Source organism: Microbulbifer sp. ABF4_143 (genome assembly GCF_056160225.1).
The window spans coordinates 50,977-77,325 of record NZ_JBSWWT010000005.1 but is presented as its reverse complement, the minus strand read 5'-3'; the positions used below and the strand labels follow the sequence as shown (position 1 = coordinate 77,325).

The 26,349-nt window shown below is 63.7% G+C and carries 24 protein-coding genes; 15 read left to right on the top strand and 9 right to left on the bottom strand.

What is annotated here, in order from left to right:
• Positions 1–26: 26 nt before the first annotated feature.
• Positions 27–920, bottom strand: coding sequence for a TraB/GumN family protein (locus ACXAF3_RS05515; RefSeq protein ID WP_475111290.1), 894 nt, complete (start codon positions 918–920; stop codon positions 27–29).
• 542 nt (positions 921–1,462) lie between these two features.
• Here ACXAF3_RS05515 and ACXAF3_RS05510 point away from each other — a divergent pair.
• Positions 1,463–2,557, top strand: a complete 1,095-nt coding sequence (locus ACXAF3_RS05510; protein ID WP_475111289.1) for a glycosyltransferase — start codon at positions 1,463–1,465, stop codon at positions 2,555–2,557.
• Between the two features lie 37 nt (positions 2,558–2,594).
• On the opposite strand, the gene ACXAF3_RS05505 is transcribed toward ACXAF3_RS05510, so the two are convergent.
• The 4 genes from ACXAF3_RS05505 to ACXAF3_RS05490 form a co-directional block, all read right to left on the bottom strand.
• On the bottom strand, positions 2,595–3,692 hold the full coding sequence (locus ACXAF3_RS05505) for a glycosyltransferase (protein WP_475111288.1): 1,098 nt from the start codon (positions 3,690–3,692) through the stop codon (positions 2,595–2,597).
• 81 nt (positions 3,693–3,773) lie between these two features.
• Positions 3,774–4,352: an acyloxyacyl hydrolase gene (locus ACXAF3_RS05500; RefSeq protein WP_475111287.1), complete on the bottom strand. Its 579-nt coding sequence runs from the start codon at positions 4,350–4,352 to the stop codon at positions 3,774–3,776.
• Positions 4,353–4,427: 75 nt separating this feature from the next.
• The gene (locus tag ACXAF3_RS05495; protein ID WP_475111286.1) at positions 4,428–5,591 is read right to left on the bottom strand and encodes a sigma-70 family RNA polymerase sigma factor; all 1,164 of its coding nucleotides are present in this window, start codon (positions 5,589–5,591) and stop codon (positions 4,428–4,430) included.
• 265 nt (positions 5,592–5,856) lie between these two features.
• Positions 5,857–6,279 carry a hypothetical protein gene (locus tag ACXAF3_RS05490; protein WP_475111285.1) on the bottom strand — a complete coding sequence of 141 codons (423 nt, stop codon included), beginning with the start codon at positions 6,277–6,279 and terminating at the stop codon, positions 5,857–5,859.
• Positions 6,280–6,434: 155 nt separating this feature from the next.
• Here ACXAF3_RS05490 and ACXAF3_RS05485 point away from each other — a divergent pair, with 155 nt between their 5' ends.
• Positions 6,435–6,749 (top strand): hypothetical protein, encoded by a 315-nt coding sequence (locus ACXAF3_RS05485; RefSeq protein WP_475111284.1) that lies wholly within the window; start codon positions 6,435–6,437, stop codon positions 6,747–6,749.
• Between the two features lie 83 nt (positions 6,750–6,832).
• On the opposite strand, the gene ACXAF3_RS05480 is transcribed toward ACXAF3_RS05485, so the two are convergent.
• The 4 genes from ACXAF3_RS05480 to ACXAF3_RS05465 form a co-directional block, all read right to left on the bottom strand.
• On the bottom strand, positions 6,833–7,588 hold the full coding sequence (locus ACXAF3_RS05480; RefSeq protein WP_475111283.1) for a YciK family oxidoreductase: 756 nt from the start codon (positions 7,586–7,588) through the stop codon (positions 6,833–6,835).
• A gap of 202 nt (positions 7,589–7,790) precedes the next feature.
• Complete coding sequence (locus ACXAF3_RS05475) at positions 7,791–8,450, bottom strand: HAD family hydrolase (RefSeq protein WP_475111282.1); 660 nt, start codon at positions 8,448–8,450, stop codon at positions 7,791–7,793.
• Entirely contained in the window at positions 8,447–9,166 is a 720-nt protein-coding gene (ubiG, locus tag ACXAF3_RS05470) for a bifunctional 2-polyprenyl-6-hydroxyphenol methylase/3-demethylubiquinol 3-O-methyltransferase UbiG (RefSeq protein ID WP_475111281.1), read from the bottom strand. Before ubiG ends, ACXAF3_RS05475 begins: the two co-directional genes overlap by 4 nt.
• Positions 9,167–9,356: 190 nt before the next feature.
• Positions 9,357–10,670, bottom strand: coding sequence for a TRZ/ATZ family hydrolase (locus tag ACXAF3_RS05465; RefSeq protein WP_475111280.1), 1,314 nt, complete (start codon positions 10,668–10,670; stop codon positions 9,357–9,359).
• A gap of 455 nt (positions 10,671–11,125) precedes the next feature.
• Here ACXAF3_RS05465 and gyrA point away from each other — a divergent pair, with 455 nt between their 5' ends.
• The 13 genes from gyrA (at position 11,126) to ACXAF3_RS05400 (ending at position 26,304) form a co-directional block, all read left to right on the top strand.
• Positions 11,126–13,684, top strand: coding sequence for a DNA gyrase subunit A (gene gyrA / locus ACXAF3_RS05460; protein WP_475111279.1), 2,559 nt, complete (start codon positions 11,126–11,128; stop codon positions 13,682–13,684).
• Positions 13,685–13,853: 169 nt separating this feature from the next.
• Entirely contained in the window at positions 13,854–14,933 is a 1,080-nt protein-coding gene (gene serC / locus ACXAF3_RS05455) for a 3-phosphoserine/phosphohydroxythreonine transaminase (RefSeq protein WP_475111278.1), read from the top strand.
• An 89-nt stretch (positions 14,934–15,022) separates the two neighbouring features.
• The gene (pheA, locus tag ACXAF3_RS05450; protein ID WP_475111277.1) at positions 15,023–16,126 is read left to right on the top strand and encodes a prephenate dehydratase; all 1,104 of its coding nucleotides are present in this window, start codon (positions 15,023–15,025) and stop codon (positions 16,124–16,126) included.
• On the top strand, positions 16,126–18,357 hold the full coding sequence (locus ACXAF3_RS05445) for a bifunctional prephenate dehydrogenase/3-phosphoshikimate 1-carboxyvinyltransferase (protein ID WP_475111276.1): 2,232 nt from the start codon (positions 16,126–16,128) through the stop codon (positions 18,355–18,357). Before pheA ends, ACXAF3_RS05445 begins: the two co-directional genes overlap by 1 nt.
• Before the next feature lie 143 nt (positions 18,358–18,500).
• The gene (gene cmk, locus ACXAF3_RS05440; protein ID WP_475111275.1) at positions 18,501–19,202 is read left to right on the top strand and encodes a (d)CMP kinase; all 702 of its coding nucleotides are present in this window, start codon (positions 18,501–18,503) and stop codon (positions 19,200–19,202) included.
• A 166-nt stretch (positions 19,203–19,368) separates the two neighbouring features.
• Positions 19,369–21,048, top strand: coding sequence for a 30S ribosomal protein S1 (gene rpsA, locus ACXAF3_RS05435; protein WP_475111274.1), 1,680 nt, complete (start codon positions 19,369–19,371; stop codon positions 21,046–21,048).
• A gap of 219 nt (positions 21,049–21,267) precedes the next feature.
• Positions 21,268–21,576, top strand: coding sequence for an integration host factor subunit beta (gene ihfB / locus ACXAF3_RS05430; RefSeq protein ID WP_475111273.1), 309 nt, complete (start codon positions 21,268–21,270; stop codon positions 21,574–21,576).
• Positions 21,577–21,688: 112 nt separating this feature from the next.
• Positions 21,689–21,997: a lipopolysaccharide assembly protein LapA domain-containing protein gene (locus ACXAF3_RS05425; protein ID WP_475111272.1), complete on the top strand. Its 309-nt coding sequence runs from the start codon at positions 21,689–21,691 to the stop codon at positions 21,995–21,997.
• Positions 21,998–22,005: 8 nt separating this feature from the next.
• Entirely contained in the window at positions 22,006–23,196 is a 1,191-nt protein-coding gene (lapB, locus tag ACXAF3_RS05420; protein ID WP_475111271.1) for a lipopolysaccharide assembly protein LapB, read from the top strand.
• Positions 23,197–23,254: 58 nt separating this feature from the next.
• Positions 23,255–23,968 carry an orotidine-5'-phosphate decarboxylase gene (gene pyrF / locus ACXAF3_RS05415; RefSeq protein WP_475111270.1) on the top strand — a complete coding sequence of 238 codons (714 nt, stop codon included), beginning with the start codon at positions 23,255–23,257 and terminating at the stop codon, positions 23,966–23,968.
• Positions 23,969–24,090: 122 nt separating this feature from the next.
• Positions 24,091–24,411: a ComEA family DNA-binding protein gene (locus ACXAF3_RS05410; RefSeq protein WP_475111269.1), complete on the top strand. Its 321-nt coding sequence runs from the start codon at positions 24,091–24,093 to the stop codon at positions 24,409–24,411.
• A gap of 85 nt (positions 24,412–24,496) precedes the next feature.
• Positions 24,497–25,417: an NAD-dependent epimerase/dehydratase family protein gene (locus tag ACXAF3_RS05405; protein WP_475111268.1), complete on the top strand. Its 921-nt coding sequence runs from the start codon at positions 24,497–24,499 to the stop codon at positions 25,415–25,417.
• Positions 25,414–26,304, top strand: a complete 891-nt coding sequence (locus tag ACXAF3_RS05400) for an MraY family glycosyltransferase (protein WP_475111267.1) — start codon at positions 25,414–25,416, stop codon at positions 26,302–26,304. The genes ACXAF3_RS05405 and ACXAF3_RS05400 overlap by 4 nt, the downstream gene beginning before the upstream one ends.
• Positions 26,305–26,349 lie beyond the last annotated feature (45 nt).

Sequence of the window (26,349 nt, the reverse complement as noted above, 5' to 3'; positions counted from 1 at the left end):
TGCGGGGATCCCGGGATTGTATTCCGTCAGAGGCGTTGCAGCCGATAGCCCTTCGCTTTCAACAGCTCTATGACGCTCTCGTCGCCGAGCAGATGACCGGCGCCGACAATCACAAACAGGGCGTCGTAGGACGGGGCGCTGTCGGCGATCTTTGCGGCCATCTGGCGGTTGCGGCGGAAAAACAGGGTTTCGTAGAGGGGCCGGTACTCCGGGTGTTCGGCCAGGCCGTCGGCGATGATCAGTTGGTGGAGGGTCGCGATATCGCCGCTTTTCCAGGCACTGGTCAGCCGCGGGACAAAGGTCTGTATATCCTCCAGCTGCTCCAGTGTCTGTTGTAGCAACAGGTTCGGGTTTTCCAGCCCGTTCAACAGGCGCAGCTGCTGCAGCACACCTTCGAGCTCGACGACCGGCTTGCCGTCTCGCTTGGCTTTCTGCAGAAAGTGGCGATCGATACCCAGGCTCGGGTCCAGGCCCTGGGCCCGCATCTCGACCATGCTCATGGAGATCATGGCGATGGCCGGGCGCTGGCGGATAAACATCGCCTCCGGCAGGCGCCGTTTCTGCAGCCAGGTCTGCAGCTGGTTGTAGACCGCGGGGGACAGGTCGTCGCGCAGATTGCGTCCGCCCTGGTACAGGGATTCCATCATGATCTGCTGTTGCAGCGCCGTGTCCGCTTCCGCCGCGAGGATGTCGGCCTCGACCACCAGTGCCTCGCTTTCCGCGTAGGCGCGCTCGATCTGCGGCCGCATCGGGTAGAAGTCGGGCGTGGCCAGGTGTACGGAGCCCAGCAGGTACAGGGTCTTGCCCGCCTTCTCCGCCTTCCAGAAAACACCGCGATCGGTTTCGGCCGCGCCGGCAATTCCGCTGACTGAGATCAGTAGAACAAGAATCAGTTGAATAAAGAGTGGGCGCTTGTCCATTGTTATTCCCCGTGTGCTTGGGAACCTCTGAATAGTTCCGCAATGCCTCTGCGGGCCCTGAAGGCCGCATCTGCGGCGTTGCGACTTTTTGAAAGCTAGACATTCCTGCGAAGCCGCGCCTGGATTGTGAACCGCTCTGTAAGCCAGAGGTATCGCGGAATTATTCAGAGGTTCCCTTGGTTTGAGGCCCTTGCCCCGGTTGCCCCGCGGAGCGGGAAGCGGGCAAAAGAAGCCGGATCAATCAATGGTAGCACCCAAACGAATCGCGAATATACCGCTATGGCCGCGAGGGCGCTCGAGTGGAGCCCGCGAGGTGACAAATATGTGCGCGGTGCACTGGGTTTCCACCCGTCGCGGCCGCACAATATTAACCCGGCGGTTAAATACTGGCGCAGATGTGTGAATCTGCTGGTATTTAGCGGGCTCGCGCCAGCCTGCGGCTGGCGGCGGCACATCCTTGTGCCGCGATTAACCCGGCAATATTTATCGCCGGGTTAATAAATTGGTTTTCACTGGGATCGCGGGGGGCGGAGTTGAAGGTTGTGCAGATATTGCCCGCATTGGATTCGGGCGTCGCCGGCAAGGCTGTAGTGGATTTTGCCCATGAACTGGCGCGTCTGGGGCACGAGTCCATCGTGATCTCCGGCGGCGGTGAACTGGTGCCGCGCCTGACCCTGCGCGGCGGCCGGCATTTCCAGATGCCGCTGCACAGGCGCTCCCTGTGGTCCCTGCGCCTTGTCGGGCGCCTGCGCAGGCTGCTCACTGAATTGCAGGCGGACGTCGTGCACGCGCACGAGCCGCTGCCGGCCTGGATCACCTGGCTGGCCTGGCGGGGAATGCCCGAGGACGGCCGCCCGCGGCTGGTGACCGGGGTGACGCAGCTCCACGGGCGGAACTTTTACGACGCCATCCTGGCTTCCGGTGAGCGGGTGGTCGCGGTTTCCCAGGCGGTGGCGGACAGGCTGCAGCGGAACTTTGCCCGCCGCTTGCGCCAGTCGCCACAGGTGATCCACCCGGGCGTCAATACCAGGGAGTTTGACCGCAAGGCGCCGGTTTCCGGCCAGTGGCAACTGCGCCTGCTCAATGACTACCCCCAGTTGGAGGGGCGGCACTGGCTGCTGATGCCGGCGGATCTGGCGCCGGACAAGGGACAGGATACCTTCCTGCGGCTGCTGGCGGCCATTGCCCGGCGGCGGGAGGATGTCTTCGGCCTGGTGGTCGGCGCCGCGCCCGGGGGCGGTGAGAAGTACGCCCGCCGGCTCGAGCGCCTGGCGATGGATCTCGGTCTGAGCGACAAGGTGCTGTTTCTCGGCGAGCGCCGCGACAGGCGCGAACTCTACGCCAGTTCACAAATCACCTATCAGCTGTGTGCCGGGCCCGGGGATCTCGGCGTAACCGCCGCCGAGGCTCTGGCGATGCACTGCCCGGTGGTCGCCTACAGCGACGGCGACGCGGCGGAAATTCTGCAGCGCTGTTTCCCGCAGGGGCTGGTCGAGCGCGGAAACCTGGATGCGCTGGTGGCGGTGAGCCTGGAGATTCTCGACAAGCCGCAGCCCGTCCGCTTTCAGGGCTTCAGCCACGAGGATAGCGCCGCCCAGACACTGGCGTTGTATCGCGAGCTGTGCGGCTCGGCATGATGCGCGGGATGCTGTAGCGCCCCCGCGGGTGGAGGCGTTATGCGAGCAGCTGCGTGTAGACCCGCCAGATGGCCCGCGCCATAGTGTCCAGCGTGAGTTCCCGCGCCGCGCGCGTGAATACCGGGGTGAAATCGTCGCGCAGGGCCCGCTCGCTTCGCAGCGCGAAGCGCAGCTTCTGAGCCAGATATGCGGCTTCCAGGTTGTCCAGCAGGTACGCGGGGGGGAGGTATTCCTCGGCGTTGCCGACACGGCAGGAGAGGACCGGGCAGCGGTTCAACAGTGCCTCCACCAGCGGGTAGGGGGTGTCTTCGCTCCCGAGCGGAATGATCAGCAGACTCGCGGCGCGCATAAAGGCGCCGACATCGTCGCTGGCACCGGCAAACCGCACGCGCGGGCCGAGTTGCAGTTGTTGGCTGAGCCGTTCCAGGCCGGCCCTTTCCACGCCGTCGCCGAGCACCATCAGGCGCAACTGTGGAATCTCCGCCACTGCCTGCAGCAGCGGCTCAATACTCTCGCGTTTGAGGCGGCGCATGTATACCAGCGCGCAGGGGACCGGCCCCAGATCCGTTTTCATCTCTGTGGAAGCGGGGGTGATACCGTTCGGGATAATCTCCCAGTGCAGGCGCGAGTTGGCGACTGCGGCGCGGCTGATTGCGATGCGCGCGGCGAAGGCGCTGGCGAGCTTGTCGCGCGGGTGGCGGACATTGTGGCGCGTGATGACCTGTCGCGTCTCGGTGTACTTCTGAACCGCCGCCAGCAGCTGCGCCGATTTGCTGCCGTGACCGTGGGCGATCTGGTATTCGCCGGCGCGGATATGGTTGGCGAGGCGCCAGACCAGCGTCGGGTGGTGGCGGCTGCGGTCCGTGTTCAGCGGGACAAAGTGCACGCGTTCGTCGAGTGCGTTCCGGTAGCGCGGGTGGGCGATGACGGAGATCTTCGCGTCGGTATTGCGCGCCTGCCAGCGCGAGAGGTCCGCGACATGCTTTTCCATACCGCCGTGTTCGCGGCTCGCGATCAGGTGGCAGATGCTGTCGATCCGGCGCTCCCGGATGCGTGTCTGTTGCCGGAGCGACGCCCGCTCATCCGTTGAATCGGCCAGTTTCTGTCGATATGCCGCCGGACCTTCAGTAGCCATGCTTCCCCCTTTTTGCGACAGGTATTGTGGCGGGCGGCCATTGCAGGCTTTTGACGGATTTGTGACGGCTGGGTGGTGTTTTTAGAAATTGAAGTGGCCGTTCAGGGAGGCAAAATCGAAGCCCGGATTGGGGGTGTTGGTATAGGCGTTGGAGAAGTGGCTGTAGCGCAGCGACAGGGTATAGCCGCCCTGCCAGCGGTAGCCGCCGGCGAAGTGCAGCGCGAAATTCGGCTTGGTGGACAGCTGGATATCGCCGAAATCCCGGTTGCTCAGGTAGGCGGCGCCGACGCCGAATTCGCCGAATACACCCTGTGCATCCCGCTGTGGATACCAGCGCAGCACCGGTTTCACCTCGAAGATATTCTGGCGTTGCCGCTCGCCGCGGTGGCTGAGGCGCATATGCGAATAGCTGCCCTGGACCCACCATTGCCAGCGCCCGGAGCCGTTCTGGAACTCGGAAAACAGATAGGCGTAATTGATCCCGGCCATATCCGCACCGGAAATGGAGTTTTGCTGGATCAGCGCATCCCCGAGTCCTTTGCCGGCGCTGACGATCAACTCCTGCTCCGCGTAGGCACTGGATATTGTAAGGGCGCTGCCGAGCGCGGTGGCGGCGAAGAGGAAAGGGGTGGTCGGTGCGGTGGCGGAATTTCTGCGCATGACGGATTGCTTACTGCTCGTTTGAAACAGTAACTAAGCCTAGCGGCATCTGGGCCGATAACAAGCCCGCCCCGGTTAGCGCCACTGGCGCTTCAGCTGTCGCAGGGCGTCCGAGTGCAGCTGGCGCGCACGCTCCTGGCTGAGGCCCAGCTGTTCACCGATAACGCGGAAGGAGCAGTCGCGATCGGAGATAAGTCCGTAGCGCAGACTCAGCACCGTGCGCTGTCGCGCGGGCAGGCGCGCCACCGCCTCGCGCAGCCGCTCCGCCAGCTCCTGGTTGGTGACCAGTTCATCGGTGTTGTAGAGCTCGTCCGCGGGGGCATAGTCCAGGCGCGTGCTGCTCTGATCGTCCGCCACCGGGTCGTCCAGGGAGCCCGTTGGCCCCGGCAGTTTCAACAGACTCTGGATACGCTCGAGATCCAGGCCGGTGTACTTGGCCAGGTTTTCATCCGAGGCCGGCAGACCATCTGCGCGCACATCGCCGATGGCGCGGTAGATGGCTCGCAGGTCGTCCTGCACATTGGCCGGTTGGCGCACCAGGTCTTCGTTGCGGCGCAGTGCCAATTGGATTTCCTGCTGTATCCACCAGTAGGCGTAGGTGGAGAAGCGGTAGCCCATCTGCGGCTTGAAGCGCTCTATGGCTTTCATCAGGCCGACATTGCCCTCCTGAATCAGGTCGATAAAGGGTACGGAGGGATTGCGAAAGCGCTTCGCGATGGCGATGACCAGGCGCAGGTTGCACTGGATCAGTTTCTTGCGCTGCGCCTGGAAGCGCCGCAGTAGGCTCTGCATGGCGCTGCGGTCGCGCCGCGGCAACTTGTCCGACGCCAGCAGTTCCTCGGCGTGGGCAATGATCAGGCCGTGATCATAGGCGCCGGTGCTGCCCCGCTGTTCCACGCCTTCGCTGCGCAGCTGCACGAGCTCCACGCCACGCTTTTGCAGCAACGCGATCAGCTTGTCTTCCAGATCCCGCAGCAGGCAGGTGGTGGTGTGCTCTTCTTCGGGCGTCAGCAGTTCCAGCCGGTATAGGTGCTTCAGATAGCTCTGCATCGGCGTGCTGGCACTGTCCGCTGCCGCGTCCTCCGCCGGCGGTACCTCGGCCGGATCGGCCTCGCTACCATTGGCGATACGCGCTGCGGCGTCTTCAGTGGCATCTCCGAGGGGCGTGTCCCCGGACTGCTGGGCGTCTGTGTCCTTCAGCCATGCTTCATCCCTTGAGTAAAAATTTTCTCGGGACAAGAGAGTAAACCTTTTGTTGGCTGTGTGACCGCCCGGCAACCGCGCCCGGGAGGAGGCAGTCGCTTGGCGTGTGATTCATTTTGAATATAGATGAATGTGGAAAAGCGCGCCGCACTATGTCTGACCGGGGGGTTTTGTTTCGGCGCCTCGGTCAGGGTCAGCGGTGCGAGTTGGCAGGCGGTTTGAATCGGCGGTGGTCTCCCGCCGTGGTTCTCGGTTACGTAGAGGGGCCCGTCTGTCGTCGGGCCCCGGGGCGATCCGTTCCTTACTGGATCCGTTTGACGCGGATTTTGCGCCCGCCATCCGCCTGCTTCATAAAGAAGGAGCCGAACAGGCCGCGCTCGATGATCACCGAATCGCCGTTGTCCCAGTTGACGCGGGCGGTGTCGTTCTGCCGCCAGATCTGGCCGTTGTCCAGCGTGATCAGCAGCTTGCCGTAGGCGGCCTCCCGGATCTCGGTGACGGTCGCCTCGATGGATTCTGGGGCTTCCTCGATCACGCGTTTTTGCTCCTGGCCGAAGATCTGTTCGGCGTGCCGCTCGACGGAGCGGCTCAGCGCGTCGTAGCAGGTCAGGCGCTCGGCGTCGGCCTCGATGGTTGCGCAGCCTTTCAGCTGTTTGCTCAGGGAGTCCGCGCCCGCACCCGCCGCCAGCAGGGACAGGAGCGGAATCATCAGCAGAGTTCGCATAATGTCAGTTCCGCAAGTTGAGTTAGGCGAATTCTGCCCGAGCGGGTGGGAATCGACAAACGAAAATGTGTTGAATGTCACATTTTTGCCCAGATCGGCGTGGAACAATAGGCTGCGCAAATAATCATAAATTCACACTATTCAGGGGTCGGAGAATGAAGAAACTCATTGTTCCCGCTGTCGCTATTGCCGCCATCGGTGGTTATTTCTACTACCAGAATATGGAGCCCGCCACTTCCGAAGAGGTCATCGCCCAGGAAGTGGAGTCCGCCGTGGAGGAGGCCGGTACGGCAGCGGAGGATGCCGCTGCGGCGGATGTTGTGGCCAGCAACGAGATGATGGAAGTCGAGGGCGATATCTTCGCCGATGCTCCCGAACATATGATGGACACCGCCGAGGGAGCCGAGGAAGTGGCCGAAGAGGCGGCGGACGAAATGCCGGAAGAGGAGATAGATCACGCGGAGGAGTAGTTCGCGATCAATCGAATCCGCCGCAACAATACCCGGGCTGGCCCCGGGTATTTTTTGCGCGAAGGGGGCGGGGAACGGCGTCGCTACCCCTGGGCGTTAAACTGCTTGCCGCTCACGCCGCGGCTGTCGTCCCCCATCAGGTACAGGTAGGTGGGCATTATGTCTTCCGGCGCCGCCACTGATTTCGGATCCTCGGCCGGATAGGCGGCGGCGCGCATGTTGGTGCGGGTGGCGCCGGGGTTGACGCTATTGGCGCGGATATTGGAGACCCCGTCCAGCTCATCGGCCAGCACCTGCATCAGCCCCTCGGTGGCGAACTTGGAAACCGAGTAGGCGCCCCAGTAGGCGCGCCCTTTGAGGCCTACGCCGGAGCCGGTAAAGACAATCGAGCCTGCCTCCGACTTCTCCAGCAGCGGCAGCAGGGCTTTGGTCAGGCCGAAGGCCGCGTTCACGTTGACCTGCATCACCTGCTGCCAGGTGCCGAAGTGGTAGTTGGCGATGGGGGTGCGCTGGCCGAGCAGGCTGGCGTTGTGCAGCAGGCCGTCGAGGCGGCCGAACTCCTGCTCCACCGCCTCGGCGAAGTGCTCGAAGGTTTCGATGCGCGCCTCGTTCAGATCCATCGGGAATATCGCCGGTTGCGGTCCGCCGGCCGCTTCGATTTCGTCGTAGACCATCTCCAGTTTGGGCGTGGTGCGGCCGAGCAGTATGACGGTGGCGCCGTGGGCGGCGAAGGTCTTGGCCGCGGTCTTGCCGATACCGTCACCGGCGCCGGTGATCAGGATGATCTTGTCCTTGAGCAGGTCTTTGGGGGCGCGATAGTCGCCGATAAATTCAGACATAACAATTCCAAAAATTTGAGGCCCGATTGTGGCTCGTGGCGTCCCCGCTGCCGGTGGCCTTTTGCGGGACGTGCCGTGAATACATCCGTGTAGGCTTGTCGGCGAGGTCCCTCTCGCCGACACTCCCACAAAAGGCCACCGGCATCAGGGCCTTCGCATATAACTCAATTGTTAATTTCGAGTCCCGAGTAACACTTTAAGTTTAAAGATAGTGTTGCTGCAGCAACGGCCAGATTTCCTCCGCCGAGTCCACCAGGTGGTCCGCCTTCCAGTTGGCCGGGTCGTCGCCGTTATCGATATAGCCATAGCTGCAGGCGATGGTGGGCATACCGGCGGCGCGGCCGGCGGCGATATCCCGCTCGTGGTCGCCTACGTAAACCGCTTGCCGCGGATCGCAGCCGATCTGGCGGCAGGCGAGCAGAACCGGCTCCGGGTCCGGCTTGCGGTTGGTGACATGGTCCGGGCAGACGACGGCGCCCGGCGCCGGCAGGTGTGAGAAGGCCTGCATCAGTGGCACCGTGTAGGCCTCGGGCTTGTTGGTCACTATGCCCCAGGCGATATCGTTTTCTGCCAGGTTGTTGAGCAGTGCCTCGATGCCGGGGAAGGGCACTGTCTTTTCGGCCAGATGCGCGAGGTACAGGTCCAGCAGGCGCTGGCGCAGCCCGTCGAAGGCGGGGTCGCCTTCGTCTTTGCCGAAGCCGAGTCTGACCAGCGCGCGGGCGCCGTTGGAGACCACCGAGCGGATGGTGTCGTCGGGCAGCGGCGGTAGCTGTTCCTGCTGGCGCAGCTGGTTCAGTACCACGATAAAGTCCGGCGCCGTATCGAAGAGGGTGCCGTCCAGATCAAATAAAACTGCTTTCATTCCCGTTCCGGTTTGGTTGCATGCACCAGATAGTTTACATCCACGTCCCGCGGGTTCAGCTTGTAGCTGCGGGTCAGGGGGTTGTAGGTCATGCCGGTGATATCGCGGATTGCCAGGCCGGCCTCGCGCAGCCAGGCGCCCATCTCGGAGGGGCGGATAAACTTTGCGTACTCGTGGGTGCCCTTGGGCAGCAGGCGCAGCACATACTCGGCGCCGACCACGGCGAAGAGCCAGCCTTTGGCGGTGCGGTTGATGGTGGAGAAAAACAGCTGGCCGCCGGGTTTGACCAGGTCCGCGCAGGCGCGGATCACCGAGGCCGGATCGGGCACATGTTCGAGCATTTCCAGGCAGGTGACGATATCGAAGCTGGCCGGCTGTTCCCTGGCCAGCTCTTCGACCGGCATGCGGCGGTAGTCCACCTGGACACCGCTCTCCAGCGCGTGCAGCTTGGCCACGTTCAGCGGTGCCTCGCCCATATCGATGCCGGTCACCTGGGCGCCGCGCTGGGCCATGGCCTCGGTCAGTATGCCGCCGCCGCAGCCGACATCGAGCAGCTTTTTACCGGCTACCGGTGCGCGCTGGTCGATATAGTTGGCGCGCAGCGGATTGATTTCATGCAGTGGTTTGAACTCGCCCTCGCGGTCCCACCAGCGGCTGGCGAGCTGTTCGAATTTGGCGATTTCCGCCGGGTCGACGTTGTTGGTTGCTTCGGCCAAGTTTGTGGTCCTAGGTTGGTTTCGTGGCGGCGCTGCTGCCGGTAGCCTTTTGCAGGAAACGCCGTGTATACATCCCTGTAGGCTTGTCGGCCGGGTTCCTCCGGCCGACAGTCCTGAAAAAGGCTACCGGCAGCGGGCCTTCGCATCTGATTTCGATATTCTTTCCGGTATCCCGGGTTCCGACTCCCGGTCAAACTTGGCCGGCGATTCTAGCACGCCACATCTGCGCCCGCTGAACCACCTCGGCTTCATTCATGGTTTGTAGCTGGCGATCTTTCAGCAGCTGCCTGCCGGCGACCCACACATCGCTGACATTGTGCCCGCTGCCGGTATAGATCAATTGCGATATCGGGTCGTGCAGCGGCTGCTGCTCGAGTCCGCCCAGATAGACGGCGGCCAGATCCGCGCTCTTGCCCGCCTCGAGACTGCCGGTGACCTCGTCGATCCCCAGTGCCCGTGCGCCGTTGATAGTCGCCATCGCCAGGGCCCGATGAGCGGGCAGGGCGGCGGCGTCGCCGCTGACGGCCTTGGCCAGCAGGGCAGCGGTGCTGGCCTCGGCCAAGAGGTCCAGACCGTTGTTGCTGGCGGCGCCGTCGGTGCCCAGGGCCACGTTGATGCCGGCATCCAGCAGCGCGGCTGCGGGGCAGAAACCCGAGGCGAGTTTCAGGTTGGACTTGGGGCAGTGGGCCACATGGGCGCCGCTCGTCTGCAGCAATTCGATATCCCGCTCGTTCACCGCGGTCATATGTACGCACAGGGTCTGGGGGCCGAGCAGGCCCAGGCGCTGCAGTCGCTCGGTGGGGCGCTCGCCGGTCTCGGCCAGGGCGCGCTCCACTTCTCCGGCGGTCTCGTGCAGGTGCATCTGCACCGGGATCTGTGCCTCGGCTGCATAGATGGCAATCTTCTCCAGGGTGGCATCGCCCACCGTATAGGGGGCGTGGGGGGCGAAGACCACGTCGATGCGCTCGTGGGCCTTGTAGTCGTCGCGCAGGGCCAGGCCTTTCTGCAGCGCGTCGTCGCCGTCGCGGCTCCAGGGGGTGGGGGCGTCGATGATCGGGAAGGCGATCTGCGCGCGCACACCCGTCTCCCGCGCCACCAGGGCGGTGGCCTCGGGGAAGAAGTACTGGTCGGAGAAGGTGGTGGTGCCACTCCTTAGCATCTCCGCCACCGCCAGGCGGCTGCCGTCGGCGGCGAACTCCGGGTCCACCCATTTCTGCTCCGCCGGCCAGATGTGCTGCTGCAGCCACTCCATAAGCGGGCGGTCGTCGGCGAAGCCGCGCAGCAGGGTCATGGCGGCGTGGTTGTGGGTGTTGATCAGGCCGGGGATCAGCGCGTGGTGGTCGAGCCGGATCTCCTCTCTGGCCCGGTAGCGCGCGGCGGCTTCCGCGGCGGGCAGCAGGGCGAGGATCTTGCCTCCGTCGATGGCCAGCGAGCAATTTTCGTACACCTTCTGTTCGGGTACGACGGGAATGATCCAGCGGGCGTGTATCAGTGTGTCGATCATTTTGGGTTGCGTGCAAATCTTGAGGTTTTAGGGATGATACCAGTCTTGTCAGGGGCTTGGGCGCGGCTCCGCAACGGGCTCTCGGGCGGCAGCGCCTTCGTATTGCGCCTCGGTGTTCATTCGATTTTTGCTTTCGGTGGGCGGGCGGGGCTCGAAGGTTCACGCATAGGCCCTGGTGCCGGGGTTCGTTTGCGGGACTGTCTGCGAGAGGGGCCTCGCAGACAAGCCTCCAGGGATGGATTTACGGCGTGTCCCGTAAACGAACCCCGGCACCAGGGCCGCCCGGAGGCCCCTTAGAAGCTCGATCAGAAGCCGGGAGGCGTCTGGAAGCCCGCTATGGAACTCCAAGGCCACAGAGTCCCGCCGCCCAAATCTGTGGTAGAATCGCCCGCTTATCCGGGCCGGGTACAGCGTGTGTATTTGGGCCTGCCGTATAAAAAGGAACGCCGTAAGCCATGGGCGAATTAGCCAAAGAAATCTCTCCGATCAATATCGAAGAAGAACTCAAGCAGTCCTATCTCGACTATGCGATGAGCGTGATTGTGGGCCGTGCGCTGCCGGATGTGCGCGATGGTCTGAAGCCGGTGCACCGGCGCGTGCTCTACGCAATGAACGAACTGAAAAACGACTGGAACAAGCCGTACAAGAAGTCGGCGCGCGTGGTCGGCGACGTAATCGGTAAATACCACCCGCACGGCGACACCGCGGTCTACGACACCATAGTGCGCATGGCCCAGCCCTTCTCCATGCGCTATACCCTCGTCGATGGTCAGGGCAACTTCGGCTCCATCGACGGTGACAGCCCGGCGGCCATGCGTTACACCGAGATTCGCATGGACAAGCTGGCTCACGAGCTGCTGTCCGACCTGGACAAGGAAACCGTCAACTTTATCGACAACTACGATGGCTCCGAGCAGATGCCGGAAGTGCTGCCGTCGCGGGTGCCCAACCTGCTGGTGAACGGCTCCTCGGGGATCGCCGTGGGCATGGCAACCAATATTCCGCCGCACAATATGAGCGAGGTGGTCAGGGCCTGCCTGGCGCTGATCGACAACCCGGAGCTGTCCATCGACGAGCTGATGGAGTATATCCCGGGCCCGGACTTCCCCACCGGTGCCACCATCAACGGCCGCGCCGGCATACTGATGGCCTACCGCACCGGCCGCGGGCGCATCTACGTGCGTGCCAAGGCCGAGGTGGTGCGCGATGACAAGACCAACCGCGAGACGATCATCATCACCGAGATTCCCTACCAGCTGAACAAGGCGCGCCTGATCGAGCGCATCGCCGAGCTGGTAAAGGAGAAGAAGATAGAGGGTATCTCCGAGCTGCGCGACGAGTCCGACAAGGACGGCCTGCGCGTGGTGATCGAGCTGAAGCGCGGCGAGCTGGGCGATGTGGTGTTGAACAACCTCTACTCCCAGACCCAGCTGGAGAGCGTTTTCGGTATCAATATGGTGGCGCTGGTGGACGGCCAGCCCAAGGTGCTGAACCTGAAGGAGCTGCTGGAGCACTTTATCCGTCACCGCCAGGAGGTGGTCACCCGCCGCACCGTCTACCTGCTGCGCAAGGCGCGCGAGCGCGGCCATATCCTCGAAGGCCTGGCGATCGCCATCTCCAATATCGATCCGGTGATCGAGCTGATCAAATCCTCGCCGACCCCGGCGGATGCCCGCGAGGCGCTGCTGGCCAAAGGCTGGGCCGTGGGCGAGGTGCAGCAGTTCCTGGAGCGCGCCGGCGCTGACGCCTGCCGCCCGGACGATCTGCCGAAGGAGTACGGCCTGCGCGATGACGGCGCCTACTATCTGTCCCCGGCCCAGGCCCAGGCTATCCTGGAGCTGCGCCTGCACCGGCTGACCGGCATGGAACACGACAAGCTGCTGGCCGAGTACAAGGAGCGCCTGGAGCAGATCGCCGAGTACCTGCATATTCTCGGTAGTTTCGAGCGTCTGATGGCCGTGATCCGCGAGGAGCTGGAGGCCCTGGACAAGGAGTTCGGCGACGAGCGCCGCACCGATATCGTCGCCTCGCGCCAGGACCTGACCGTCGAGGACCTGATCACCCCGGAAGACAAGGTTGTGACCATCTCCCACAGCGGCTACGCCAAGAGCCAGCCGCTGGCGGACTACCAGGCCCAGCGTCGCGGCGGCATGGGCAAGTCCGCGACCCAGGTGAAGGACGAGGACTTCGTCGAGCACCTGCTGATCGCCAATTCCCACGACACCATCCTGTGCTTCTCCAACAAGGGCAAGGTGTACTGGCTGAAGGTCTACGAGGTGCCCACCGCCGGGCGCGCCTCCCGCGGCCGGCCGATGGTCAATATGCTGCCGCTGGAGGCCGACGAGCGCATCACCAGCATGCTGCCGGTGTCCGAGTACGATGAGGACCACTTTATTTTCTTCGCCACCGCCAACGGCACCGTCAAGAAGACGCCGCTGTCCGCCTTCGCGCGGCCGCGCAGTGTCGGCCTGAAAGCCATAGAGCTGGAGGAGGGCGACCGCCTAGTGGCCACCGCCATCACCGACGGCAGCCGCGATGTGCTGCTGCTCACCAGCGCCGGCAAGGCGGCGCGCTTTGCCGAGGAGAATGTGCGCTCCATGGGGCGGGTGTCCCGCGGCGTGCGCGGCATCCGCATGGCCGAGGGCGTGTCTGTCATTGCGATGGTGATCCCGGAGGAGGGCGGCTCGGTGATGATGGTCACCGAAAACGGCTACGGCAAGCGCACCGCCACTGCCGACTTCCCGACCAAGGGCCGCGGCACCCAGGGCGTGATCGCCATCGCCGAGAGCGAGCGCAACGGCGCGCTGGTGGGCGCCTGCCAGGTACACCCGGGGGAGGAGATAATGCTGATCTCCGATCAGGGCACCCTGGTGCGCACCCGCGTCGACGAGGTCTCGGTACTGGGTCGCAACACCCAGGGGGTGCGGGTCATCCGCCTCAAGGCCGGCGAGAAGCTGGTCGGCCTGGCGCGCATCCAGGAGACGGAAGACGAAGACGAGGGCGGGGAGGTGTGAACCCCGTACAGGCTTACAGAAAAGGCTGCGATTCTCGCGGCCTTTTTTGACTCCGGCGCCCTAATAATCGCGCTATTGGGTGATGCGCTTTTCCCTTTTGGGGATTTTTGCGTCGGTTTATCTAGTTAACTTTGTAACCAATTTTTGCTGCCCTTCTGGAAGTTGATTTATGAGGAAGTTTAATTTCTGCGCCGGCCCCGCCGCGCTGCCGGAACCGGTCCTGCTTCAGGCGCAACAGGAGCTGCTCGACTGGGGTGGCCGCGGCTGTTCGGTGATGGAGGTCAGCCACCGCTCGCCGGAATTCGTCGAGGTGGCCGAGCGCGCCGAGCAGGATTTGCGTGACCTGCTGTCGATCCCGGACAACTACAGGGTGCTCTTCCTGCAGGGGGGCGCCACCGGGCAGTTCAGCGCCGTGCCCTGGAACCTGTTTGGTAGCGGCGAGCGGGTGGCCGACTATATTCATACAGGCCAGTGGGCGGACAAGGCGATCAGGGAGGCCGGGCGCTACGGTCGGGTCAATATCGTCGCCTCCAGCGAGGACCGCAATTTCACCTATGCGCCGGGACCGGACAGCTGGCGGCAGAGCGAGAATGCGGCCTATTTCCACTATACGCCCAACGAGACCATCGGCGGCGTGGAGTTCGATTATGTGCCGGAGGTGCGCTGTCCGCTGGTGGCGGATATGTCGTCGAACATACTGTCGCAGCCAATTCCGGTGGAAAAATTCGGTGTGATCTACGCCGGCGCGCAGAAGAATATAGGCCCTTCCGGTATCGCAGTCGTGATTGTGCGCGACGACCTGTTGGACCGCACGGTCGACGGTATTCCCCGCAGCCTGAGCTGGAAAATCGCGGCGGATGCGGGCTCCATGGACAATACCCCGCCCACCTTTGCCTGGTATCTGTCCGGCCTGGTATTCCGGTGGCTGAAGGCGCAGGGCGGGGTCGAGGCGATGGCGAGGTTGGCGGAACAGAAATCGACGCTGCTGTACGACTTTATCGACGGCAGCGATTTCTATTCCAGCCCGGTGGAAAAGACCAGCCGCTCGCGCATGAATGTGCCCTTCGTGCTGGCGGACGAGCGCCTCGACAAGGAATTCCTGCGGCAGGCCGAGGAGGCCGGGCTGCTGAACCTGAAGGGCCACCGCTCCGTCGGCGGTATGCGCGCCTCGCTGTACAACGCGGTGCCGCTGCAGGCGGTGGAGGCGCTGGTGGCCTTTATGGCCGACTTCGAAAAGCGCTGCGGATAATTGGTTTCAGCAGGACTCAGTGGCGGGCCCGCTGCCGGCGGCTTTTTGCGGTGGCTTATCAATTCGATGGAGAAATGTAGGCAGAAAGGATGACAGAGGAAATCGTGAGCAGCGACCAGCGCCTGCTGGAACTGCGCGACCGTATCGACGAGATAGACAGCGAAATCGCGCGTCTGATCAGCGAGCGCGCCGAGTGCGCGCTCGAGGTGGCGGAAGTGAAAAAGGCCACCGGTGAGGACGCCCTCTACTACCGGCCCGAGCGCGAGGCGCAGGTGCTGCGCCGCGCGATGGAGCGCAACAAGGGGCCGCTGACCGACGAGGAGATGGCGCGGCTGTTCCGCGAGATCATGTCCGCCTGCCTGGCGTTGGAGGAACCGGTCAAGGTGGCCTACCTGGGCCCCGAGGGCACCTTTACCCAGCAGGCGGCACTGAAGCATTTCGGCCACTCGGCCCAGAGCCGCCCGCTCGCCGCCATCGACGAGGTGTTCCGCGAGGTGGAGGCCGGTGCGGCCAACTACGGCGTGGTGCCGGTGGAGAATTCCACCGAGGGGGTGATCAACCACACTCTCGACAACTTTATGAACTCGAATCTGAAGATCTGCGGCGAGGTGGAGCTGCGTATCCACCACCACCTGATGATCTCGGATATCACCCGCCCGGATTCGATTACGCGTATCTACTCCCACGCCCAGAGCCTGGCCCAGTGCCGCAAGTGGCTGGACGCCCACTACCCGAACGTGGAGCGGGTGGCCGTGGCCAGCAACGCCGAGGCGGCGAAAAGGGTGAAGGGGGAGTGGAATGCGGCCGCCATCGCCGGCGATATGGCCGCCGAGCTCTACGGCCTCTCGGTGCTGGCGGAGAAGATCGAGGACCGTCCGGACAATTCCACCCGTTTCCTGATTATCGGCACCCAGGCGGTGCCCGCCAGCGGTGATGACAAGACCTCACTGATGGTGTCCATGCGCAACGAGCCGGGTGCGCTGCACGATCTGCTGGAGCCCTTCCGCCGCCACAATGTCGATCTGACCCGGGTGGAGACGCGCCCGTCCCAGTCCGGTAACTGGACCTATGTGTTCTTTATCGATTTCAAGGGGCACCGCGACACGCCGGAGATCGCCGCGGCGCTGCAGGAGGTGGGCGCCTGCGCTTCGGATATGAAGGTGCTCGGCTCCTATCCGCGCGGGGTCCTGTGATGGGACGGCCCCTGATCGGGCGCCTGGTGGTGGTCGGTATAGGTCTGATCGGCGGCAGCCTGGCCCTGGCTCTGAAAGCCGCCGGCGCCTGCCGCGAGGTGATCGGCGTAGCGCGCCGGGCGCGCACCTGCGAGCAGGCGCTGGCGCTGGGCATCGTCGATCGCGCGGTGACCGACCTCGGCGAGGTGCTGGAGCAGCTGGCGCCCGGCGACGTGGTGTTTATCGCGGTGCCGACCCTCGCGGTGGAACCGGTATTTGCCGAGTTGCGCGACAAACTGCCCGCCGGCGTGACAGTTACCGACGGCGCCAGCGTCAAGGGCAGTGTGATCGCCGCAGCGGAAAGGGTCTGGGGGCGGGTGCCGGAATTTCTGGTGCCGGGTCACCCTATTGCCGGTTCGGAGAAGAGCGGCGTGAGCGCCGCTCGGGACGACCTGTATGTCGATCACCGCATTATCCTGACGCCGCTGGAAGAGACAGATCCGGACCAGCTGCGGCTGGTCGAGCAGATGTGGCGCGCGGCCGGTGCCGAGGTGCTGGAAATGCCGGTGGACGAGCACGACGAGGTGCTGGCGGCCACCAGCCATCTGCCCCATGTGATTGCCTACGGCCTGGTGGACACCCTGGCCCACGATGCCGAGAACGAAAATATCTTCCGCTACGCCGCCGGCGGTTTCCGCGATTTCACCCGCATTGCGTCCAGCGATCCGGTCATGTGGCGGGACATCATGTTGGCGAACCGCGATGCGATCCTGAAGGCAATCGACCTCTACAGCGCCAATCTGGACGCGCTGCGCAGCGCCATAGCCGCCGGCGACAGCGAACAGCTGATGGGCGTCTTCACCCGCGCCAAGGCGGCGCGGGACCACTTTACAAAAATGTTGGCCAAAAAAGCGTATACAGAGCCTATGCAAGCACAGGAAGTTACATTTATCGCGCAGCCGGGCGGCTCCGTCAGTGGCAAACTGCGGGTCCCCGGCGACAAGTCCATGTCCCACCGCTCCATTATGTTGGGCTCACTGGCCGAGGGGGTCACCGAAGTGGAGGGCTTCCTCGAGGGGGAGGATGCCCTGGCGACGCTGCAGGCGTTCCGCGACATGGGGGTGGTGATCGAGGGGCCGACGGATGGCCGGGTACTGATTCACGGCGTCGGACTGCGCGGCCTGCAGGCGCCGCCGGGGCCCCTGTACCTGGGCAACTCCGGCACCTCCATGCGCCTGCTGGCGGGGCTGCTGGCCGGCCAGGATTTCGACGTGACCCTGACCGGGGATGAATCCCTGTCCAAGCGGCCGATGAACCGGGTGGCCGATCCGCTGCGCGAGATGGGCGCGGAAATCGAAACGGGCCCGGAGGGGCGCCCGCCGCTCGTGATCAAGGGTGGGCGCAAGCTTCAGGGTATCGACTACCGGCTGCCGATGGCCAGTGCCCAGGTGAAATCCTGTGTGCTGCTCGCCGGCCTCTACGCCGATGGCGAGACCAGCACCACCGAGCCGGCGCCGACCCGCGACCACACCGAGCGCATGCTGCAGGGATTCGGCTACGAAGTGCAGCGCGACGGCGCCCGCGCCACCCTGCGCGGCGGCGGCAGGCTGACCGCGGCCAGGATAGACGTGCCGGCGGATATCTCCTCGGCCACCTTCTTTATGGTGGCCGCCGCCATAGCGCCCGGCTCCGATGTGCTGCTGGAGCATGTGGGCATCAATCCGACCCGCGACGGCGTGATCAACATACTGCGGCTGATGGGCGCGGATATCGAATTGCTGAACCGCCGCGAGGTCGGCGGCGAGCCGGTGGCGGATATCCGCGTGCGCCACGCGCCGCTCAAGGGGATTCGCATCCCGGAGGAGCAGGTGCCTCTGGCCATCGATGAGTTCCCGGCGCTGTTTGTCGCCGCCGCCTGCGCCGACGGCGAGACGGTGCTGACCGGCGCCGAGGAGCTGCGGGTCAAGGAGAGCGACCGCATCCAGGCCATGGCCGACGGCCTGCGCATTCTCGGCGTCAACGCCGAACCGACGCCGGACGGCATAGTGATCCAGGGGGTGGGCGAGGGGACCGTTTTTGGCGGCGGCACCGTCGACAGCCTCGGCGACCACCGCATCGCCATGTCTTTCGCCGTGGCATCCCTGCGTGCCCGCGATACAATCCGCATCCTGCACTGCGCCAACGTGGCGACTTCGTTCCCGAATTTTGCCGAATTGGCGACGCGCGCAGGCCTGAAATTGCAGTTGGCCTGATTCGGGGCTCGAGGCTCGAAAAGAATACTGAAACGTGACGTGAAGGCCCTGCTACCGGTGGCCGCTTACAGGCAGTTGAAGCCTGCAAGTCCGATCGCGGCCACGGGCCGCTCCTACAAAAAGAGAATTGCGCAAATCATTCTATGAGCGAAACTGAAAACCTCCCGCCGGTCATTACCATCGACGGACCCAGCGGTTCCGGTAAAGGCACCATCGCCAAGCTGCTGGCGGAAAAGCTGAACTTCTCCCTGCTGGATTCCGGTGCCCTCTACCGCCTGACCGCGCTGGCGGCACTGGAGCGCGAAGCGGATCTGACCGACGAGGCGACACTGACCGACATCGCCGCCAACCTGGATATCCGCTTCGAGCTGCGCGACGGCGAAGTCGCGGCGCTGCTGGAGGGGCGGGACGTGAGCCGCGATATCCGCATGGAGCGGGTCAGCATGGCCGCGTCCAAGGTGGCCGCCATGCCCGGCGTGCGCGCGGCGCTGCTGCAGCGCCAGCGGGACTTCCGCCGGGCGCCCGGACTGGTGGCCGACGGGCGCGATATGGGCACCACGGTGTTTCCCGACGCGCCGGTCAAAATCTTCCTGACCGCCAGCGCGGAAGAGCGCGCCCGGCGCCGCTGCGAGCAGTTGCGGCAGAAGGGGGTTTCTGTTAGCCTCCGCGACCTGCTGGAGGACATCCGCGCCCGCGACGCGCGCGATATGAACCGCGCCGCCTCCCCGCTGGCCCCCGCCGAAGATGCGGTGGAGCTGGACAGTACCGGGGTGGATATCGACGGAGTCCTGCAGACGGTGCTGCAACTGGTGCGCGATCGGATCCGTATCCGCGGCGCAGGATAACAGCAGCTATATAGACAGTTTTTAACGACAGCGGCCGGGATCAGCCAGAATTGCCCGGCCGTTGTTGTAATCCGACCCGCGTGCTGGCAGCGCGGTGGGGTCGCGGCTGGCGGTTGACTAAACTGAACAGTTACCAACGGCTGGGCCCATATCTATAGGTAATGTAATGAGCGAGAGCTTTGCTGAACTATTTGAAGAGAGCCTGAAAAGCGTAGAGATGGCCCCCGGTTCCATCGTGACCGGTGTGGTGATCGACGTGGACAAAGACTGGGTGACCGTGCACGCGGGCCTGAAGTCCGAAGGCGTTATCCCCGCAGCCCAATTCATGAACGAAAAGGGCGAGGTGGACCTGCAGGTGGGCGACGAAGTACAGGTGGCCCTGGAAGCAGTTGAAGACGGCTTCGGTGAGACCCGTCTGTCCCGCGAAAAAGCCAAGCGCGCTGAAGCCTGGAAGATCCTCGATGCGGCTCACGCTGCCGACGAAGTGGTCAAGGGCGTTATCAGCGGTAAGGTTAAAGGTGGCTTTACTGTCGACGTGGCCAATATCCGCGCATTCCTGCCCGGTTCTCTGGTGGACGTTCGCCCGGTACGCGACACCGCGCACCTGGAAGGCAAAGAGCTCGAGTTCAAGGTCATCAAGCTGGACGCCAAGCGCAACAACGTTGTGGTATCCCGCCGCGCCGTGATGGAGGCCGCGACTTCCGAAGAGCGCGAGGCCCTGCTGGCCAGCCTGCAGGAAGGTATGACCGTGAAGGGTGTGGTGAAGAACCTGACCGACTACGGTGCCTTCGTGGACCTGGGCGGTATCGACGGCCTGCTGCACATCACCGATATGGCCTGGAAGCGCATCAAGCATCCGAGCGAGATCGTCAATGTCGGCGACGAGATCGAGGTCAAGGTGCTGAAGTTCGACCGCGAGCGTTCGCGCGTCTCCCTGGGCCTGAAGCAGCTGGGCGAGGATCCGTGGGTATCCATCAAGCAGCGCTACCCGGAGAACAGCCGCGTCAAGGCGGTAGTGACCAACCTGACCGACTACGGCTGCTTCGCCGAGCTGGAGGAGGGTGTCGAGGGCCTGGTACACGTTTCCGAAATGGACTGGACCAACAAGAACATCCACCCGTCCAAAGTTGTCAATGTCGGCGACGAGATCGAGGTGATGATCCTGGATATCGACGAAGAGCGCCGCCGTATCTCCCTGGGCATCAAGCAGTGCCAGGAGAACCCGTGGGATGCCTTCGCGCGCAAATTCGCCAAGGGCGACAAGATCTCCGGCAAGATCAAGTCCATCACCGATTTCGGTATCTTTATCGGCCTGGACGGCAGCATCGACGGCCTGGTGCACCTGTCCGATATCTCCTGGAACGAGTCCGGCGAAGAAGCCGTGCGCAAGTTCAAGAAGGGCGACGAAATCGAGACCGTTATCCTGGGTATCGACTCCGAGCGCGAGCGTATCTCCCTGGGTATCAAGCAGCTGGAATCCGATCCCTTCTCTGACTATGTGGCGGCCAATGATCGCGGCAGCATCGTCAAGGGCACCGTGAAGGAAGTTGACGCCAAGCAGGCGGTCATCACCCTGGCGGACGAAGTCGAAGGCGTGCTGCGCGCTTCCGAAATCAGCCGCGACAAGGTCGAAGATGCCCGCAACGTGCTGAAAGAGGGCGAAGAGGTCGAGGCCAAGATCACCAGCGTGGACCGCAAGAACCGCGTGATCAGCCTGTCCATCAAAGCCAAGGATCAGGACGACGAGAAGCAGGCCATCAAGGATCACAGCAAGAAGCAGGCTGAGCAGGTTCAGCCGGCGACTATCGGTGACCTGATCAAGGCGCAGATGAACAACAAAGAGTAATAGGGAAACCCTGAAAAACTACTGCGCGTGCGCTGGCGGTGGCCGGCCACCCGCTCGCTACGTTTTTCGGGGCTCCCATAGCTCTTGGTTGTCAAAGGCCCTAAGTTGATTGTTTTGGGCTATTCGAGAGCCGGACTGGGTTGCCCAGTCCGGCTTTCTATTAGATGATTGCCGCTCTAATCTAGAATAATCAATGACTTACAAAAGGTTGCGGGGCGCATGACCAAATCCGAACTGATCGAAAGGATTGCGTTGAGGTTGGATCAGCTGCCGGTTAAAGATGTGGAACTGGCGGTCAAGGTGATGCTGGATACCATGTCCGATGTGCTGGCCCAGGGGGAGCGTATCGAGATTCGTGGGTTTGGCAGCTTTTCGCTACACTACCGCGCGCCGCGCACCGGTCGCAACCCTAAAACCGGGGATGCGGTAGCACTGGCGGGCAAATATGTACCCCATTTCAAGCCCGGAAAGGAATTGCGCGACAGAGTCAACCGGCGCATGCGCGATGAGCGTGTCACCGAAGTATGATTCACTTCCCCGGGCCAGTTGGCGGCGCCGTGAGGTGATGGGGCGGCGGCCGGAGGCATTGGTCCATTGAGGTTGTTGATTTGATCGCTCCTTGCGGAACGTGGAGGTTCCCTTGTCATTCTTGCGCTGGTTAATGCGTCTCGTCTACGGCTTGCTGGCTCTTTTGTGTATCGCCCTCGGTGTCTACTTCGCGGTCGACAACCCCGAGTCCATCACCCCGAATTTTGTCGGCTACGCCCTGCCCGCGGGCAGTGTGGGCTTCTGGCTGATCGGCTTCTTGCTGCTCGGCCTGTTGCTGGGCTTTATCGTCAGTCTGCTGCCGTTTTACGCCGAGCGCCGGCGCGCCCGCGGCCTCGAACGGCAGCTGCAGCGGCTGGAGCGGGAGCTCCAGACAGTACGCCGGCAAGTGTCCGCAGACTGAGGGCCTAGATGGTCGATCTAACCTTTTTCTTTTTTCTGCTCGCGGCCATCGCCATCGGCTGGTGGCTGGGGCGCCGCAGCACCAGAAAGAAAACGGACTGCAGCGATCAGCAGCAGGCCCTGGCGCGCTCCTACGCGCAGGGGCTCAACTATCTGTTGAGCGAGCGCCACGACGACGCCATCGATAAGTTTATCGATTCCCTCGAAGTCAGCAGCGCCACCTTCGACACCCACCTGGCGCTCGGCAATCTGCTGCGCAAGCGCGGCGAGCACGATCAGGCCATACGGGTGCACCAGAATCTGCTGGCGCGCCCCAGTCTGGCGCGTGCCAGCCAACAGAAGGCGCAACTGGAGCTGGCCCGGGACTATATCGCCGCCGGCTGGCTGGATCGCGCGGAGCGGCTGTTGCAGGAACTGGTGGAAACTTCCTCCGAGCTGCGCAATACCAGTCTCGAACACCTGGTGGAGGTCTACCGGGATGAGCGCGAATGGGCCAAGGCGATTCACGCGGTAAACCTGCTGCACGGCCGCCGCTTCAAGCGCCTTTCACCGGAGTGGGCGCCGGTGCAGGCGCACTTCTGCTGCGAACTCGCCGAGGAGGCGATCAACGGCAAGGACTACCTGAGTGCGCGCAAGCATATTGATGCGGCGCTCGGCTACGATCGCAACTCGGTGCGCGCAAACCTGCTCTGGGGCCGACTGGAATACCTGCTCGGCCGCCCGCGCGAAGCGATCAAGGTCCTGCAGCGGATTCCGAAACAGAATCCGGACTATATTCCCGAGATTCTCGAGCTGCTGATCACCTGTTACGAGGCGGTGGGGGACGAAAAGGGGCTGGACCGCTATCTGGAGTCCCTGCTGCGCGAGCACCCGTCGAACAGCGTGCTGATCGCTCTGACCGAGCGGATTCACCACCAGCAGAGCGAGGCCGCGGCGGCGGCCTTTATGGGCAAGCAGCTGGCTCTGCGTCCTTCGCTGCGCGGGTTGGGACATTTTCTCGACCTGCATATCGACAGCACCCAGGGCAGGGCGCGGGAAAATCTGTCGCTGCTCAAGACCCTGATCGACCAGTTGATCGCGAGCCGCCCCCACTACCGCTGCAACAATTGCGGCTTCTCCGGCAATCAGCTCCACTGGCTCTGTCCGAGCTGCAAGCACTGGGATTCGGTGCGCTCGGTGAAGGGTGTCGAGGGGGAGTAGGCCGCGCAATCCCATTTTCCGCGTCGCCAGAGCGGCGGCAGATTAAAGAGGTATAGTTTTGCAATCCCAGGTTTCTTCCCCGATCGTCGTGGCGCTGGATTACGACAGCGCCGAGGCCGCGCTGGCCATGGCGGATAAGCTGGATCCCTCCCTGTGCCGCGTCAAAGTCGGCAAGGAGCTGTTTACCGTTGCCGGTCCGCAGCTCGTCAGGGATCTCGTCTCCCGCAATTTCCAGGTGTTCCTCGACCTCAAGTTCCACGACATCCCCAACACGGTGGCCAAGGCGGTGGCTGCGGCCGCCGAACTGGGGGTGTGGATGGTGAATGTCCACGCGAGCGGCGGCACCCGCATGATGGAGGCGGCCGCCGAGGCGCTGCGGCCGTTCGGCGACAACAGGCCGCTGCTGATCGGGGTGACCGTTCTGACCAGCACGGCGCCGGAAGAACTTGCGGCCATCGGGGTAACCCGGGCGCTGGACGAACAGGTGCTGGCCCTGGCCGCGCTGGCGCAAGACTGCGGCCTGGACGGTGTTGTCTGCTCTGCGCGCGAGGCGCGGGCCCTGCGCGGGCAGTGTGGTGCGGGCTTTGCACTGGTCACTCCGGGGATTCGCCCGGCCGGGGCCGCCGCCGACGACCAGCGGCGCATAGTGACTCCGGCCCAGGCGCTGGACTGGGGCGCGGACTACCTGGTGATCGGCCGGCCGATCACCGCCGCGGCCGACCCCATGGCGGCTCTGCAACAGATACTGGCGGAGACCGGCGCGCGAGGGTAGGGAACCATTTTCCGTGTAATAGCGTGTAATCAATTAGTGGCCAAAGGGGCGCGGTGAACTGGTAAAGTGGCGCGGCTTGGGGAAGTAACAGCAGTCCCAGTGTGAAAACAATGGATCTTCACATGGAGTCAGCTATGAACTTTATCCGCACACCTCTCACCTTTGTATTCGCCGCCCTGTTGCTGGTTTTCTCCTCCGCCCAGGCGCTCGCCGAGGATACACAGGCAGATGCCACACAGATGGTCGCGGTTACGGTCAACCTGAACGAAGCCTCCGCCGAGGAACTGGCGGAGAAGCTCGAGGGAGTCGGCGCCGCGCGCGCGGAGATGATCGTAAAATACCGCGAGGAAAAGGGCCCCTTTACTTCGGTTGAGCAACTGCTGGAAATTAAGGGTATAGGAACGGTCACTCTGGAGAAGAATCGCGACAGGATTCAGCTCTGAGGTAAAAATCCGGACACAGTCGGCAGTACTGTAAGTGCCTGTCGGCTAGTGTCCGGGCAAAGAACAAAACTGGGTAGCACGGCAGATGGCGCGTTGGGTTGTATTGGGCGGCACTGGTTATATCGGCGAGGCGCTGTGTCTTCGCCTGAGATCCGCGGGACAGCGGGTGCTATCCGTGTCCCGTGCGCCCAGCGGCCCGGACGATTGCGACCATCTGTCGCTATCCCTGTCGGCCGGCACCGATTTCTCCTCCATTTTCCAGGCCGGGGACAGAGTCATCTACGCGGCCGGACTGGCCAGTCGTTCCGAGTGCGCGCGCCGGCCGGCGTTGGCGCGCTGGCTGAACAGCGATTGCCCGCTGCAGCTGCTGCGCTGTGCCGATGGCGCCGGCGCGGAGTCCTTCACCTATCTCTCCAGTGTAAAAGCGGTGCGCCCGCCGGTCGGCCGGGTCGCGGATGAGGATGCCGGCACCCCGGCATCGGACGCCTACGGTTACAGCAAGTGGCTCGGCGAGCGGCAGCTGCTCGGCGAACCGGCCCGCTGCCGTGTCAACCTTATCCGCCCCGCGTCCGTTTACGGTGGGGAATCGCCAAAAAGCGGCGGCAGGGCCGGGCGCTGGCGGCGGCGACTGCGCCGCTTCGGACGCCTGGCACCGCTACTGCCCGCCAGTGGTCGGCGCAGCTTTATCGGCTTGGAGGACCTGGTGCGGGCGATCGTATTGTTGGCGCAGGCGGAGCACTGCGACCGGCAGGTATATATCGCCGCGGAGCCCAATTACTACGACTTGGCCGGTATCGTCTCGGCGCTGACCGGTGAGCGCGTCAGGGCCAGTGAGCGGCTGACGCGGTTGCTGGGCACGCTGCTGCGCCCGCTGCGGGGCCTGCCTGTCGCGCGGACTCTACTGGAGCTGGAGCAGAGCGAGCTGTATAGTGCGGCACGTTTGCGCAGTGCGCTGCCCTGGAGAGCCGAGGGGCGCTACATTCAGTTCCTGCGGGGGGGATCGTGACCGAATTGTTGGGTGGGTGGCTGCCCCCCATTGTACTTGCGGCGGCGGTCAGCTATGGCCTGACAGCGCTGTTGCTGTCGAATATGCGCGAGTTCGCACTGGACCTGCCCAATCACCGCTCCATGCATCAGACGCCGGTTCCGCGTACCGGGGGTTGGGCGCTGGTGGCCGGCTGTGTGGTGGCACTGTTGGCGAGCCCCGTCTCCCTGCCTCTGCCGCTGCTCGCCGGGTTTGCCTTGCTGTTGGCGGTTTCCGCCGCCGACGACCTGGGGCACGTATCCGCGCGGGTGCGCTTTTCGATTCACCTGCTGTCGGTGGCATTGGTACTCACAGCTCTGCCGCAGGCGCTGATCTGGTGGTGGTATCCACTGCTGTTGCTGTGCGGTGTATGGATGATCAATCTGTACAACTTCATGGACGGCATGGACGGCCTGGCGGGCAGTATGACAGCGATCGGCTTTACTGCGCTGGGCCTGGTCTGCGCCCTGCGCGGGCAGGGGGATCTGGCCGGGGTCTGCGCGCTGTTGGTGGTCTGCGCCCTGGTTTTCCTGCGCTACAACTGGCCCTCGGCGAGGATTTTCCTCGGTGATGCGGGGTCCACGACCCTCGGCTTGGCGGTGGTGGCGGTCAGCCTATACGGCTGGCAGCGGGGCGCTTTCGGCCTTCTGGTGCCCGCACTGGTGTTCGCGCCCTTCTGGCTGGACGCGACGCTGACGCTGCTGCGCCGCATGCTGGCGGGCAAGCGCTGGTGGGAGGCGCACCGAGAACATATCTACCAGCGCAGCGCGCTGCGCTTTGGGGTGAAAAAAACTTTGTGCTGGCAGCTGGGATTTATGCTGAGCATGTCTATACTGGCGCTGGCTCTCGTGGCACTGGGCCTGGCCTGACAGGTCGAACTATATCGATGGTGCTGGGCAATCTCGGCCGGGGGG